Annotated in this window: 13 protein-coding genes and 1 pseudogene; 3 read left to right on the top strand and 11 right to left on the bottom strand. The window is 71.3% G+C overall.

Going from position 1 to position 14,321, the window contains the following annotated elements; all coding sequences use genetic code 11:
• Nucleotides 1-2: 2 nt before the first annotated feature.
• The 6 genes from ABZ855_RS18960 to ABZ855_RS18935 all read right to left on the bottom strand — a co-directional run bounded on the left by ABZ855_RS18960 (nt 3) and on the right by ABZ855_RS18935 (nt 5,016).
• Nucleotides 3-305, bottom strand: coding sequence for a PEGA domain-containing protein (locus ABZ855_RS18960; RefSeq protein ID WP_360808174.1), 303 nt, complete (start codon nt 303-305; stop codon nt 3-5).
• A complete protein-coding gene (locus tag ABZ855_RS18955; protein WP_360808172.1) occupies nt 287-1,099 on the bottom strand; it encodes a transposase domain-containing protein in 813 nt (270 codons plus the stop codon). The genes ABZ855_RS18960 and ABZ855_RS18955 overlap by 19 nt, the downstream gene beginning before the upstream one ends.
• 198 nt (nt 1,100-1,297) lie before the next feature.
• Nucleotides 1,298-2,119, bottom strand: coding sequence for a hypothetical protein (locus ABZ855_RS18950; protein WP_360808170.1), 822 nt, complete (start codon nt 2,117-2,119; stop codon nt 1,298-1,300).
• A 15-nt stretch (nt 2,120-2,134) separates the two neighbouring features.
• Nucleotides 2,135-2,668 (bottom strand): sigma-70 family RNA polymerase sigma factor, encoded by a 534-nt coding sequence (locus ABZ855_RS18945; RefSeq protein WP_360808168.1) that lies wholly within the window; start codon nt 2,666-2,668, stop codon nt 2,135-2,137.
• 480 nt (nt 2,669-3,148) lie between these two features.
• Nucleotides 3,149-4,417 (bottom strand): SGNH/GDSL hydrolase family protein, encoded by a 1,269-nt coding sequence (locus tag ABZ855_RS18940; protein ID WP_360808166.1) that lies wholly within the window; start codon nt 4,415-4,417, stop codon nt 3,149-3,151.
• Nucleotides 4,418-4,437: 20 nt separating this feature from the next.
• A complete protein-coding gene (locus ABZ855_RS18935; RefSeq protein ID WP_360808164.1) occupies nt 4,438-5,016 on the bottom strand; it encodes a WHG domain-containing protein in 579 nt (192 codons plus the stop codon).
• A gap of 70 nt (nt 5,017-5,086) precedes the next feature.
• Here ABZ855_RS18935 and ABZ855_RS18930 point away from each other — a divergent pair, with 70 nt between their 5' ends.
• Nucleotides 5,087-5,578, top strand: a complete 492-nt coding sequence (locus ABZ855_RS18930) for an FBP domain-containing protein (protein WP_360808162.1) — start codon at nt 5,087-5,089, stop codon at nt 5,576-5,578.
• Nucleotides 5,579-5,635: 57 nt separating this feature from the next.
• Here ABZ855_RS18930 and ABZ855_RS18925 read toward each other — a convergent pair whose 3' ends face one another.
• The 4 genes and pseudogenes from ABZ855_RS18925 to ABZ855_RS18910 form a co-directional block, all read right to left on the bottom strand.
• The gene (locus ABZ855_RS18925) at nt 5,636-6,856 is read right to left on the bottom strand and encodes a TerD family protein (RefSeq protein WP_360808418.1); all 1,221 of its coding nucleotides are present in this window, start codon (nt 6,854-6,856) and stop codon (nt 5,636-5,638) included.
• 369 nt (nt 6,857-7,225) lie between these two features.
• The gene (locus tag ABZ855_RS18920; protein ID WP_360808416.1) at nt 7,226-7,879 is read right to left on the bottom strand and encodes an IS200/IS605 family accessory protein TnpB-related protein; all 654 of its coding nucleotides are present in this window, start codon (nt 7,877-7,879) and stop codon (nt 7,226-7,228) included.
• Nucleotides 7,880-8,668: 789 nt separating this feature from the next.
• A pseudogene (locus ABZ855_RS18915) lies at nt 8,669-9,077 on the bottom strand (DeoR family transcriptional regulator); the annotation flags it as partial.
• Between the two features lie 324 nt (nt 9,078-9,401).
• Complete coding sequence (locus ABZ855_RS18910; RefSeq protein WP_360808160.1) at nt 9,402-10,211, bottom strand: NAD(P)-dependent oxidoreductase; 810 nt, start codon at nt 10,209-10,211, stop codon at nt 9,402-9,404.
• Between the two features lie 254 nt (nt 10,212-10,465).
• On the opposite strand from ABZ855_RS18910, the gene ABZ855_RS18905 reads away from it, so the two are divergent.
• The gene (locus ABZ855_RS18905; protein WP_360808158.1) at nt 10,466-11,488 is read left to right on the top strand and encodes a 5-dehydro-4-deoxyglucarate dehydratase; all 1,023 of its coding nucleotides are present in this window, start codon (nt 10,466-10,468) and stop codon (nt 11,486-11,488) included.
• Entirely contained in the window at nt 11,485-12,645 is a 1,161-nt protein-coding gene (locus ABZ855_RS18900) for a hypothetical protein (RefSeq protein ID WP_360808156.1), read from the top strand. The genes ABZ855_RS18905 and ABZ855_RS18900 overlap by 4 nt, the downstream gene beginning before the upstream one ends.
• Nucleotides 12,646-12,914: 269 nt before the next feature.
• Here ABZ855_RS18900 and ABZ855_RS18895 read toward each other — a convergent pair whose 3' ends face one another.
• Nucleotides 12,915-14,141: an MFS transporter gene (locus tag ABZ855_RS18895; RefSeq protein ID WP_360808154.1), complete on the bottom strand. Its 1,227-nt coding sequence runs from the start codon at nt 14,139-14,141 to the stop codon at nt 12,915-12,917.
• Nucleotides 14,142-14,321 lie beyond the last annotated feature (180 nt).

Here is a 14,321-nt window from a genome sequence, read left to right as displayed (position 1 = left end):
GATCAGCTCGGCGGCGGGATGAGTTTTGTGGCCGGTCGCCGGTAGAGGCCGGTGCGGTGGCCTGCGGCCGTGGTGATGGTGATCTCGCAGTCGATGACGGGCACGGGGACGGCACCGATTGCCGACAGGTGGGAGCCGTCGCTGCAGTGGCCCAGGACGGGCAGCCGGCGGCCGCTCTTCACTCGGACCAGCACGTGCGCACCGGTCTTGGCCATGGCGGTCACAGGCGTCTGGGCGGCGAAGTTCCGGTCCAGCAGCACGGTCATGCCCTCGCGCAGGCTGCGGATCAGGCGCGGCGTATACATCGTCCAACCGTCGGTGGTCGGTCCGAACGCCGCGGCGATACCGTGCGAGTGCCGCAGGACACCAGCCCCCAGCAGCCGCGACTCCGGATATCCCGAACCACCGTTGTTGCAGCGGTGCTTGGTGAACCCGGCCAGATTTGCCGGGCTGTCGGCACCGCCACGGTCGTGCCGTCGATCGCACAGACCAGCAGCCCGCGCCACCACACACCGGCGGTGCCGATGCCGGTGGCCGGGCCACGCAACAGGTCGAACAGCCAGCGCGGCGGCTCGGCCCCCAGCCACCTGCGGGCCTGCGCCAACGCACCACCCGTCGGGCCCGCGACCATCAGCCCATCCAGGCCCGCCGTCAGCCGCTGCCACACCTGCCGCCAGCCCAGCCCGGGAAACGGACACACCGCCAGCAGCAGATACACCATCAACTGCGACGGCAGAACCCGTACCCGTTCCTGCACCCTGCCCGTCTGCGTCAACGCCTCGTCGACCATCTCGAACGACACGAGCCGGATCAGCTCGCCCAGACGGCATTGGTACTGATACTCCAGCAGTACTTCTTCATTTGCACTGGTCGGCAGGCTGACGGCGGAGAGTTTTTTGGCCGGGGCGTCGCAGGCGTGCGAGGGCTCTCGCCATCTTGTGCCGGCGAGCAGGTAGCCGCGTCGCGCGTAGTGGCAGTGGCGGGCTCGCGCCTGGTGGCGTCGTCTCCGGCGTGACCAGTTCACGGCGTGCTCGCGGCGGTCCCGGGGCTGGGGGCCGGTTGCCGGGAGAGGGCGGGTCTCGGCCGGTGTGAGGGCCACGAGGCCGGGTGTGTTGTAGCCCGGTGGTCGGGTACGGCCGGTGAGGCGGTCCGGTCATCAGGTGAACCGCGGCAGGCTCCAAGGGAAGATCGTTCCCTGGAGGATGCTGCGTGATTTGTCGAGCCGCGGTTGGGGGCGGGCGGCAGCCCCCGAAGCATCGCCCGTGCGACGCAGGTGAGGGCGCCCGAGCGCGCGGTCTCAGTCCCTGTCGGTCAACGACTTGGCGGAGACCGTATGGCTCGACCCGTCAGTGAAGGTGACGGTGAGCGTGCCGGTGAGCAGCCCCTCCGGCTGGCCCTCGGGCCACCACGCGGTCCAGCGGCCGCCCTGGAGCGTGGCCTGGGCTGTCTTCCCGTGATCGTTTACAACGACCTTCTTGACGTCGGAGCCGGCGGTGCCGACCACATAGTTGAACTCCTCGTCGCCGCTTCCCCGGGCCCCGTGGGTGTCCAGGGCGACCCCGCGGGCGGGCAGCGCGCCCACCGGGGAGATGGTCATGGCGACCGCCGCGCCGTCCGAACCGGCCAGGCAGTAAGCCGCGTCGCCCGACCGTGTGATGACCATGGAGGCCACGTCGCCACGGATGTCGGCGTTGCTGACCTTCGGGGCGGTGCCGGTGCCGGTGCCGGTGCCGGTGACGGTGCCCATGCGCTGCGTCGCGTCCAGGCAGTAGTCGGCGGCGCCGGAGCCCTTGCCTTGGGCGGTGTCCAGCCCCTGGGGCGTGCCCGTCCAACTGGCCAGTTCCTCCGAGGACAACGGTCCGGCGCCATCCGTGCCAGGCAGACCGCCGGTCACGGCGCCGAAGGCCCCGACGACGGCGAGCGCACCGGCCAGGGTGAAGCCCACCCGGCGCATGAGCGGGCGGCGGAAGGTAGGGCCTGCACTGCGCGCGGGCCGTTGGGTGTCGTCGAGAATCTGCCTGAGCAGCGTCTCCTCGCGGTCGATCCCGGCGGCAGTCGGCTCGGTGCGGGGAGCGGCATCGAGTTCGGCGAGACGGGCCAGCAGGTCGTTGCTCTTCATGTGAGGGGTCTCCTGTCAGTGGGTCGTGGCGAGGGCGGGCGAGGCGGCGGTCGAGGTGGCGAGCAGAGTGGCCAGCCGACGCCTGGCCCGGGTCAGGCGCATCGCGTAGGCGGCCCGGGTGCAGCCGAGAACGCCCGCCGCGTCCTTCGTGGAGAGCTCCTCCCAGATGTGCAGGGCGAGGGCCTCCTGATCGGCGGCGGCAAGGGACTGCCAGGCGGCGGCCAGGTCCATCCTGCTGTCCACGGAGGCGGTCGGATCGACCGCGGGAACGCGCGCACCTCCCTCTCCGGCCTCCTGGATGCGCACTGCCAGCGCGGAGTACCGGCGCATGCCCCGGTTCGCGTTCAGCATCACCTTGCGGGCCGTGCCGAACAACCACGGCCGCGGCTCCCGGGGAAGTTCCCGCCGACGACGCCACGCGGTGAGGAATGTCTCTGCGACGATGTCGTCGACGTTCATGGGGTGGGCGCGCCGGCGCACGAACCTGAGCACGTCCTCGTAGTGAGCCCGGTACACGTCCGTGAACTGGGCCTCGGTATCGATGGGCATGGCTTCCTTCCATTGCGTCTGCCCTTACGTGTCCGCTTCGGCCATCGGTGCAACAGCCACCATGGTGGGAAGTTCAGCCAGGCCCCTCAAAGCCTCACCTGCGCAGCACCGACGCCACGCAGTTCTCAACAGGCCCAACAACGGCCTGCGTTCGTTCTACCTGGCGCACCACCTCGGAGGGGGTCTCAGGCGGATGGCCAGATACCGGCGGATCATCCGACGACGGCACGTCTTGCGGCACAGCGAAGGCCCGCCCGGTGCATCGAGCACGACCACCCGGGAACTCACGTACCTTTCGGCCCGGATCACTTCGAGGGCCGTCCCTGGCAGGGCCGGCCCGCCACTTGCCACCGGCCTCTCCCCAACGCTCAAACCACCCATGCCAATTTTGGCGAGCTGAGGTACGCGCACGAGGGTACTCCAGCGGTACTTCGTGGCTCGACGTTTCCCCAGATCAAGCCACGAAGTACTGCTGGGGTACTAGTCCTTTCGGGGGGTCGGCGCAGAGTTCCCGAAGAGCGGTTCCGGTGCGGTGAAGGCGAGTTCGGCGAAACGTTCGCCCATGCGGCGGTGAGTGGCCGCGTCCGGGTGGAGCTGGTCGGGCAGGGGCAGCTCGGAGTGGTCGGACTCGCCGTACAGCTCGCGGCCGTCGAGCAGGCGGATGTTCGGATCGTCCGCCGACCGCTGCCGCACGATACGGGACAGCTCCTCCCGGATGACGTTGAGCGTCAGTTTGCCGGCGGCGCGCTCGGCGGGGTCGCCCATCGCCTGGAAGCGCAGTCGGCCGGCGTCCATGGTGCCGAGGTCCAGGGCGGTGGGGCCGGGGGTGTCCTCGTGCATGGGGCAGTGGATGGGGGAGACGACCAGCAGCGGTGTGGTCGGATGGCCCTCGCGGATGGTGTCGAGGAAGCCGTGGACCGCCGGGCCGAAGGCGCGCAGGCGCATCAGATCGGTGTTGACCAGGTTGATGCCGATCTTGACGCTGATCAGGTCGGCGGGGGTGTCACGCATCGCGCGGGCGGTGAACGGGTCGAGCAGCGCCCCGCCGGCCAGGCCCAGGTTGATCAGCTCCACACCGCCGAGCAGGGCGGCCAGCGCGGGCCAGATGGCGGTGGGGCTCGCCGCGTCGGAGCCGTGGCTGATCGAGCTGCCGTGGTGCAGCCAGATCCTGCGGCCCCTGGCGCGCAGCGGTACGGGTTCCACGGGGGCGTCGGTGCGCAGGGCGACGAGCTCGGTGGTCTCGTTGTGGGGCAGCCAGATCTCGACGACCTTCGGATGGTCCGGCAGGCCCGTGAAGCGGAGCGTGCCGAACGGTCCCGGCCGGTTCTCGGCGGTCCCGGCGGCCATGTCGACGGTGATGGTGTTGCCGCCCCGCACACTGCCCTGACCTGCCATGCGGCCGTCTACGAGCAGGTCGTAGATCCCGTCGGGGCGGGGTGGGGCGCCCACATAGGCCCGCTTGGTGGGCAGCGAGTCCAGCTCGACCGAGGTCGCCCGGGTGCGGAAGACCAGCCGTACGCCGGAGGTCTGGGCCTCCGCCATGGCGAGCTGCGGGTCCGTGTTCTGGGCGCGGGCCAGGGCGGGCAGACGGTGGGGGAGTACGCCGTGGGCCGTGTGCTCGAGGTCGAGGGCGCCGTGGACGAGGTCTTCGGTGATGGGCGTGGTGATCGGGGTGGTGCTGGACGAGGCGTGCGGCGTGGTGTTCGGTGGCGTGCTCGGGGTGGTGGTCCGGTCGGGCTCGGGGTGCATGTCTGTCCTCGGACTGTCGGTCACGGGGCGGAAGGGGCGGGCCAGTTGCGCAGCAGGGCGTCGAGGGCGTCCAGGGTGCGGGTCCAGCTCTCGTCCGAGTCGGGGGCGCTGTGGCTGAAGCCGCCCGCCGTCTCCAGGCTGACGTAACCGTGGAAAAAGCTGCCCAGCAGGCGGACCGCGTGGGTCTGGTCGGGCTCCGTCAGGTCGTAGCCGCGCAGGATCGCCCGGGTCAGCTGGGAGAGCCGGACGCCCGCACTGGCCGCCGCGGTCTCGGGGTCGAGCCTCATCCGGGCTGCGGCGGCGCGGCCCGGATGCTCCTGGCCGTAGTCGCGGTAGACGTTCGCGAAGGCGGTCAGGGCGTCCTTGCCGGCCCGTCCGGCCACGGCGTCGGAAGACAGGTCGGCGAGTTCCTCCAGGGCGAACAGCGCGATCCTGGTCCTGAGGTCCTGGGTGTTCCTCACATGCGAGTACAGACTCGCGACCTTGACGCCGAACCGCCGGGCCAGCTCGGAGGCCGTCACCTGGTCGAAGCCGATCTCGTCGGCCAGGTCGGCTCCGGCCCTGGTCAGGCGATCCGGGGTCAGTCCTGCGCGTGCCATGACCCTCCTAGTGTTTGGCTAAGGAAAATATAGGTTTGCCTAAACTGTTTAGGCAAATTAGCCTGCACTTATGGAACCGTTGACCGAGCAAGAGATCCGTGCCGCGTTCGTGAACTGCACGAAGGGCGAGGCGCGCCGCCTGGCCGTGCCGCACGACTTGGCCGACCGGCCCTGGGAGGACCTGGACTTCCTGGGCTGGCGGGATCCGCAGGCCCCCGACCGCGCCTACCTCGTCACCGAACTCGACGGCCGTCCGACCGCCCTCGCACTGCGCGCCTCCGCGCCCGCCTTCGGCCAGACGCGGCGCAGCCTGTGCTCGATGTGCCTGACCTCGCACACCGGAGGCGTCTCCCTGATGGTGGCCCCGAAGGCGGGGAAGGCCGGGAAACAGGGCAACTCCGTGGGCGCGTACATCTGCGACGACCTCTGCTGCTCCCTGTATCTGCGCGGCAGGAAGGACGCGGGCGCGGGGTCGCGGCTCCACGAGACGATCACTCTGGAGGAGAAGATCCGGCGGACCGTGGGGAACGTCGCCGCGTTCATCGCCAAGGTGACGGCTTGACGCCCACGGTCGACGGCTTGACCCCCACGGTCCGGTTCGGTGCGTGGTCGTACGTCGTTACAGCGCCTGGGCCGCCGGCTTCACCATGCCCCTGACCGTGCGGGACTTGACGAAGTCGCCGATCGCCGTCATCTCCCACTCGCCGGAGAACTGCTTGATCATCTTGGCCATCATCACGCCCGTCTGTGCCTCGGCGCTGGTCAGGTCGAAGCGGACCAGTTCCTCGCCCGTCGCCGCGTCCAGGAGACGGCAGTACGCCTTCGCCACCTCGGTGAACTTCTGGCCGGAGAAGGAGTTCACCGTGAAGACCAGACCGGTGACCTCCTGGGGGAGACGGCCCAGGTCGACCACGATGACCTCGTCGTCGCCCCCGCCCTCGCCCGTGAGGTTGTCGCCGGAGTGCTTGATCGCGCCGCCCACGATGGAGAGTTTGCCGAAGTAGCAGCTGTCGATGTGGTTGCGCTGCGGGCCGTACGCGATGACCGACGCGTCCAGGTCGATGTCCTTGCCCCGGTACGCCGGTTCCCAGCCGAGGCCCATCTTGACCTGGGAGAGGAGCGGGCGGCCGCCCTTGACCAGGGATACGGTCTGGTTCTTCTGAAGGCTTACGCGGCCCTTGTCCAGGTTGATCTTCCCGGCGCCGAGCGTCGGGGCGGGGGGAGCCGGGGGTGCGGCGGGCGCGGGGGGCGGGGAGAACGATCCTGCCGGGGCGACGGGCGGGGCCATCGGGGGCGCCGGGGGCTGGACCGGGGCCGGCTGCGCGGCCGGGGCCGGTGTCGGGGCCGGTTCCTCCACGCTCACGCCGAAGTCCGTGGCGATGCCGGCCAGGCCGTTCGCGTACCCCTGGCCCACCGCGCGGGCCTTCCAGGCGCCGTTGCGCAGATACACCTCGACGATCACCAGCGCCGTTTCCGAGCCGAGCTGCGGGGGCGTGAACGTCGCCAGGACCGAGTTGTCGTCCGCGTTGCGGATCGTGGCCGTGGGCTCGATGCCCTGGAAGGTCTGGCCCGCCGCGTCCGGGCTCGCCGTGACGACGATCTTCTCGATGCCCGGGGGGACGGCGGTGGTGTCGACCGTGATCGAGTCGGGGGTGGTGCCGCCGCCGGAGCGGTACGTCACGCCGGGGCCGGTCGGCTGGTTGTAGAAGATGAAGTCGTCGTCGGAGCGCACCTTGCCGTCGGCGGTGAGCAGCAGGCTCGATACGTCGAGCCGTACTGGGGCGGCGACGTCCACCGTCACTCGGGTGACGGGGAGAGGGATGTTCGAGCCGGGGGTCATAGCTGTCATGACCGGTGAACGACCGGGCCCGCTTTACCGTTCCCTTACCCGGTGGGCAAATGGGTGGGTGGCGGGCCAAGGGTTTTCGCCCCCGCCGCCCCTACCCGTCCCATCCCTTCCTGGGGGCTGCCGCCCCCAGACCCCCGCCACGGCCCTGAACGGGCCTCGTCCTCAATCGCCGGACGGGCTGGGAATTAGCCCCTCCGGCGTTTGAGGAGCGGGGGTTCGGGGGCAGCGCCCCCGAGACGGATGGGACGGGTAGGGGCGGCGGGGGCGAGTGACGGTTACGGGGTCACCACGATCTTCCGCCCCGCTCCCGCCGCGAACTGGTCCAACGCCTGCGGATAGCTCGTCAGTGGCAGGCGGTCGCTACGGATCGTGTCCGTGGTCCGGGGATGCGGGGGCGGCCCGCGGCCGGAGGCCGCTGATGAGTAACGCCTCACGCCCAGGAACAACCGGTCCGGCCTGGACGGTCCGATGCCCCGCACGATCACTCCGGTCGTGTGGGGGCGGTGCCGTCCGTCGCCGGATCGGGTGTCCCTGGGCGCGCCTTCCAATCGCCACGGCAGCAGCATCGTGGCGGGTGGTGGTGCGGGTGGGGGTGGTGAGGGGCTTCTGCCAGTGCTGGCCACCCCAGCGGCTGGTGTAGGCCGGGTCCACCGCGATGACCGCGATACCCGTCTGGTCGGCCATCGAGGACAAGCGGGCACGGAGTTTGCCGGTGGGCATGCCGGAGATCAGCTCGCGGAAGCGTTTGCGGCGGCCGTGTTTCTCCCGGGTCTTCTCGGCGGCGAAGTCCAGGTCCTCGACCGCGATCGCCTTCACGCCGCAGGTGTGGGCCCAGTGCAGGAGGCGGGTGAGGGCGTGGCGGACCTGGGTGTCACGGTGTTCGGCGGTGCCGGTCAGGTCGTAGGAGAAGCGGCGCGGGGCGCCGGTGGGGTTGCCGTGGGTGTCCAGGCGCCAGGCGGCGGTGGGGGTCCCCCCGCGTGAGCGAAGCCGAGCGTGGGGGAGATCGGCGTTCATGTCGACGCCGATCACGCCGTGGGCGAGGGCGGCCTCCAGGGGAATGGAGGGGGTGGGCGGGATTTGCCAGGAGGCGGTCACATACCAGCGCCCTCGGACCGTATCGAGGTGGATACGGTAGGCGATCGCCCGGTTGGCCGCGGCACGATCCGCCCACTCCTGCCCCCGGTGGGCGAACTCGATCCGGCAGGCAAGGATGTACCGGCCGTGAGGGGTGTTCGCCAAGTACCTCAGAGGTGCGGGGAGTTTGATGCTGACCTCGCCGTCGGGGCTGATACGGATGGTCTCGTTGCCGTACCGCTTCCCGGACTCGCCGTCCGCCTGGCATAACCAGCGCTCCGCCTCCCAACATCCACGCCACGCCGACTCCGTGAGCTAAGCCGCCTCCAAGTGATGCCGGGCGCGGGCCAGCCGCTTGCCGCCCCGCACGACGTGCACCACACCGGCCTCGCGGTCCGCCCGAGCGGCGGCTAGCCGGTCCTCCAGTACCCGCAGCCGCCGGGACTTCGCGTGCCATTCCCGCCGGGACCGGTAACCCCCGGGCGCCTTCTTCGTCCCCTTCTGCCCGACCGGCAGCGCCAGCCGGGCTTCGAGGGTGCGGATGCCCGTCTGCAGGTTGTGGATGTGCGTCGACTGGCAGCGGCGGGCCAGTGCCCACTGATCATGCGACGCCTTGGTGATCGACCCGGCCCAGCGTGACGACGAGGCGGGTGTCAGCTCCCGCTTCCGCACCGCCCAGGCGTCACCGGAGTGCTCCAGGCCGTCCCGGCAGCGCGTCTTGAGATCCCTCGAAGCCAGTGACCCCAGGTGCGCGCCCACCAGACGCAGCACCTCCTCATCGCCAGGCGTCAGAACGCCCCCGAACGCACTCCAGCGGCAGCAGCTCCAACCCCTCGTCGACGAAGACCGTTTCGGCGTCCCCGAGCAGGTCGGCCGCCGCGGCGGCGATCCGGCGCTTCTCGGGGACGTGGCTGGTGGCGCGGAAGGCGAGGGTCGTCTCGAAACCCGCGCTCTCCACGGGGTAGGCGCCGCCGTGGGTGCGGCGGATCAGGCCGTGGTCCTCCAGGGCGCGCAGGTCGCGCCGTACGGTCTCCTTGGCCACGCCCGACTCGGCGGCGAGGGTGGTCACGTCGACCGAGCCGGTGGTGCGGGCGGTGCGCACGATGTGCCGCTGGCGGTCTTGCGCGGTGTTGGTCATGGGCTCACCCGCCTTGCGGTCTCTGCCCGTTCGGGCCCTGTGGGGGAAGTTCTACAGGGGTGGGGGGTGGTGACCAGGTCTGTTACGGGGGTGAAAGTGACCGCGTCTGCCCGTTCGGGCCCGTCGGGTTCCGGGTGGGCCTACGAGCTCGGTGGGTGCTGTCGTGTGGCGGCCGCGGGTGCGATGTGGCTGGTCGCGCAGTTCCCCGCGCCCCTGGACGGGGCAATGCCGCGCCCGTTCCAGGAGCGCGGCAGAAGGTGTTCGTGTGCCCGGATATGGCTGCGGGCGGACCCGTTCGGTGCCCGCCCGTTTGTGGGGGTGTGGTCAGTGGGGCCAGATCGGGGGGTCGTTCACGAAGTGGCCGCCCAGGTTGGCGTGGGCCGGGTTCGACGGGTCGAGGTCGCCCTGGTCGGCGATCAGTTTCTCGGCGTACGGCTCGGAGTCGTCCTGCGGTTCGTAGCCGAGGGCTCGTGCGCTGCTCAGGTCCCACCACAGGCGCGTGTTGGCGGACGAGCCGTAGACGACGGTGTGGCCGACGTTCTCGGCGGTCAGGGACGCGTGCAGGAGGCGGGCGCCGTCGGCGGGGCTCATCCACAGCGACAGCATGCGCACGCTGGTCGGCTCGGGGAAGCAGGAGCCGATGCGGACGGAGACCGTCTCCAGGCCGTGCTTGTCCCAGTAGAGCTGGGCCAGGTCCTCGCCGAAGGACTTGGACAGGCCGTAGAAGGTGTCCGGGCGGTGCGGGGTGTCGACGGGGATCAGGGGGTCGGCCCCCTGGGGGCGGGGGGTGTAGCCCACCGCGTGGTTCGAGGAGGCGAAGACGATGCGTCCGACGCCTTCTTCGCGTGCGGCCTCGTACAGGTTGTACGTGCCCTCGATGTTCGCCTTCAGGATCTTGTCGAAGGTCGACTCCAGCGAGATGCCCGCGAGGTGGATGATCGCGTCGACGCCCCGCACGGCCTCGCGCAGTGCCGCCCTGTCGGTGAGGTCCGCGGTGATCGCGTCGGGCTCGCCCTCGATGGGGAGCAGGTCGAGCAGGCGCAGTTCGTAGCCGTAGGCCGGGAGCAGGTCCCGCATCAGGGTGCCGAGGCCGCCGGCGGCGCCGGTGAGCAGAACGGTGCGGGGAGCGGGCATCCTCGGGTCTCCTTGGGGCGCCTGACGGGATCTCCTCGATGCGACGGCCGTATGCGTGTACGGAATTCACATCCGTGGACACGCTAGGGAGGGGTGGCCGGTGCCGTCAAGTGTGACGCAGACCTGCGGATTCTGTCGCCCGGTTGGCCGTCGGTCGGCTTGACCGGCCCCGTGATGGGCGCTTAGCGTGAAACCGTTCAGAAATGTAGACGTGAATCAGAAGCGTGCACGACTGCATGCCACAGGGAGAGCCCGTGACGCCAGCCCCGCTCGCCGCCGACCTTGCCACGCGACTCACCGTCCCGAGTGGTCCGCTGTTCTTCCCCGTCACCGCCTACGGCCCCGACGGCTCGCTCGACCTCGACGTCTTCCGCGCGCATGTGCGCCGGGGCGTGGCGGCGGGGGCCGCGGCCGTCTTCGCGTGCTGCGGCACCGGGGAGTTCCACGCGCTGACACCCGAGGAGTTCCAGGCCTGCGTACGGGCGGCGGTGGAGGAGACCGCCGGGCGCGTGCCGGTGGTCGCGGGCGCCGGATACGGCACCGCCCTCGCCGTGCGCTTCGCGCGTCTCGCGGCGGAGGCCGGGGCCGACGGGCTGCTCGCCATGCCGCCGTATCTGGTGGTGGCCGGGCAGGAGGGGCTGCTGCGGCACTACCGGGAGCTGGCGGCCGCGACCGACCTGCCGGTCATCGTCTACCAGCGCGACAACGCCGTGTTCACGCCCGCGACCGTTGTCGAACTGGCGCGCACCGAGAAGATCATCGGGCTCAAGGACGGGCTCGGCGACCTCGACCTGATGCAGCGGATCGTGAGCGCCGTACGCACCGAGGTGCCCGGCGACTTCCTGTACTTCAACGGACTGCCGACCGCCGAACTGACCGGGCTCGCCTACCGGGGCATCGGCGTCACCCTCTACTCGTCGGCCGTCTTCTGCTTCGCGCCCGAGATCGCGCTGGCCTTCCACAAGGCGCTCAACACCGGCGACGACGTCACCGCGAACCGGCTCGTGGACGGCTTCTACCGGCCGTTCGTCGAACTGCGGGCGCAGGGGCGCGGCTACGCCGTCTCCCTCGTCAAGGCCGGGGTGCGGCAGACCGGGCTTGACGTCGGGGAGGTCCGGCCGCCGCTGCACGAGCCGACCGAGGACCATGTGAAGCAGCTCGCGCGGCTCGTCGAGCGCGGTCACGCGCTCCTCGGGTCGGGGTCGGGGTCGGCGTCGGGGCCGGGGGCGGTGGGTAGAGGGGCAGAAGCTGGTTCCGAGTTCGAGGAGAGCATGTGAAGGCGTCCGCGTTCGTCTATCCCTGGGACGTCAACGGCGACCCCGACGCCGCCCGGCGGATCGCCGCACTCGGCGTGGAACAGGTCACCCTCGCCTCCGCGTACCACTCCACGCGCGCGTTGACGCCCCGCCACCCGCGCCACCGCATCGTCACCGCCGAGCACGCGGCGGTGCTGTACCCCACGGACGACCGCTGGGCGGGCCGTGAACTGCGGCCGTACGCCGCCGGATCCTGGGCCCCCGGTGACGCGTACGGCGAGGCCGCCACCGCGCTCGCCGACGCCGGGCTCGACGTGCACACCTGGGTCGTCCTCGCCCACAACTCCCGCCTGGGCGCCGACCATCCGGACACCTCCGTGGTCAACGCCTACGGGGACCGCTACCCGTGGGCGCCCTGCATCGCGCAGCCCGCCACGCGCGCGTACCTCGTCGATCTCGCCGCCGAGGCCGCCATCCGGCCCGGCGCACGCGGTACGGAACTGGAGTCCCTCGGCTGGTACGGGCTCGCGCATCTGCACGCCCACGACAAGACGGGCGGGATCGGGCTCGGTGACGCCGGCCAGTATCTGATGGCGCTCTGCTTCTGCCCGTCCTGCCGGGCGGGGTACGCCGGGCAGGGCCTGGATCCCGAGGAGCTGGCGGTGGCCGTGCGCGCCGCGCTGGAGCCGTTGTGGCGGGGCGAGCCGGATCACGGGGGATGGGCGGGGGTCGAGAAGGCTCTCGGTGACGACAAAGCGGCCCTCACGCGCGCGTGGCGCGAGGAAACGGCCCGCACGCTCCAGGAGGAGGCCGTCGCGGCGGTCCGGGCGGCGGCCCCGGCCGGCTTCCAGGTCCTGCTGCACGCCGACCCGGTCTGGTACCACGTCGGCGCCAATGCGGGAGTGGACCCCGAGCACATCCTGTCCGTCGCGGACGGCGTGGTGGTCCCCTGCACCGGCGGGGCGGGCCTGCTGACACCGTTCGCGGAGGCCGCCGAGGGCGCTGTGCTGGCCGCCAACTTCGTCGTGGTCTCCGGAATGGGCGGCACCCCGAGCACCCTGGCGGCGGACGCGGAACGCGCGGCGGGCCTGGGCGCCACCGAACTGCGGCTGTACCACGCGGGGTTGGCGTCCGACGCAGACTTGGACGCGGTACGGGACGCGCTGACCCGGCGCTGAAGCAGTGGAAGCGCCGTGAGTGGCAAGGCGGGGGCGTAGCCCGGCGGAGTCTCTTCGTGGCGGGTGCGGAGTGCGGGGCTCGGGTCATACAACTGGGGCTTTGTCACGCCGGGTTGCGGTCTGACGTGGACCTGGGCTGGGTGCGCGACGTGCTTGCCCGGCGTTGTGCACCGGGACCGGTATCCGTGGCAGGGCGAGGGTGCATCTCGGCGGAGTGCCTTCGTGGCGGGTGCGGAGTGCGCGGCTCGGGTCATCGAACTGGGGCTTTGTCACGCCGGGTTGGTGTCTGACGTGGATCTGGGCTCGGTGCGGGAGGCGCTTGCGCGGCGCTGAAACAGCGCAACCGCGGTCAGCAGCAGAGCGAGGGCGCACCCCAGCAGAAGCAGCCGGTGGTCGACGAGTTCGACCAGCGCCGCGCCCGCGGCCAGACCGATCGCCGTGGGCGCGAACATCAAGGTGTTGGCGGTGGCGGCGGTACGTCCGAGCAGCTCCTCGGGGGTTTCCCGCTGTACGGCGGTGAGGCCCGCGATCAGGACGCAGGGCAGGCCCATCCCGATGGCCACGCCGGAGCCGAGCACGGCGAGGTCGGCCGGTACCGCTCGCAGAGTCATCGCGACGCCGGTCAGCGCTGTCCCGTACGCCGCGAAACCGCGCTCCCCGAACCGGCGCAGCAGTGGGCCCGAGGCCAGGCCGACCGCCACCGAGCCGACGCCCTGAACGACGTACAGCGGGCCGGCGTACGCGGGAGAGTGGCCGAGCCCGTCGATGACGGCGTAGAGGGTGGCGGCGCTCAGGCCCGACAGGAGCATCGTCGTGCCGCCCGCCAGGACCAGTGGGCGCAGCCGGTCGTGCCGCCACAGGAACGCGGCGCCCTCCGCGGCCCGGACGCGCGTCGAGGGCGGCGGGGTGCCCTCGCGGACGCGCAGACAGGCGTACAGGAGGGCGGCGAGGACGAACGTGACGGCGTCCAGGAGGGCCACGCTCGGGCCGCCGTACGCCGTGTAGAGGCCCGCACCGGCCAGTGGGGCGACCAGTTTCATGCCCTCGTTCGCCGTCATGCGCAGGCCGTTGAAGTCGCCCAGCAACGCCGGGTCGACAGCCGTGGCGACCAGCGCCGTCTCGGCCGCGTCCTGGACGACGCCCAGCGCGCCGTACACCAGCAGGACCGCGAAGACGATCCACACGCGGCCTGCGGAGTCGACCGCGAACAGGGCCGGCAGGAGGGCCGCCAGGGTCAGGTTCGTGCGGATCAGCAGCCGTTTGCGGTGGGCGCGGTCGGCGAGTGTGCCCAGCAGCGGGCCCGCCAGGCTCGGCGCCCACATCGCGAACAGGCAGAGCGCGGCGAGGCCGTCCGAGCCGGTGAGGTCCTTGACCCAGATCCCGGCAGCCAGCCACAGCGCCGACGTACCGAAGCCGGAGACCAGGACGCCGGCGAGACAGAGCCCGGCGGCACGGTTTCGCAGCACGCGTACCAGGGATGAGTTTCGTGTCGTCATGCCTGGTCATCGTGGGGCTAAGGGGCGGGCGCGGGGATCGGGAAGGTGCCTTAGAAGCGCGGGCGGGGTGGGGCGGCGCGACAGGGCTCGCGTACGGCATCGGCCGGGAGCCGGTGGTCAGGGGCGACGGCCGCCTCGTCGGGCGCGGTGGCAGGAGCCCTGTCCGCGCGGCCTGTCAAA

The organism is Streptomyces sp. NPDC047042, assembly GCF_040644035.1.
Lineage (GTDB): Bacteria > Actinomycetota > Actinomycetes > Streptomycetales > Streptomycetaceae > Streptomyces.
The sequence above is the reverse complement of the archived record's forward strand: the minus strand, read 5'-3'. Positions and strand labels throughout refer to the sequence as shown.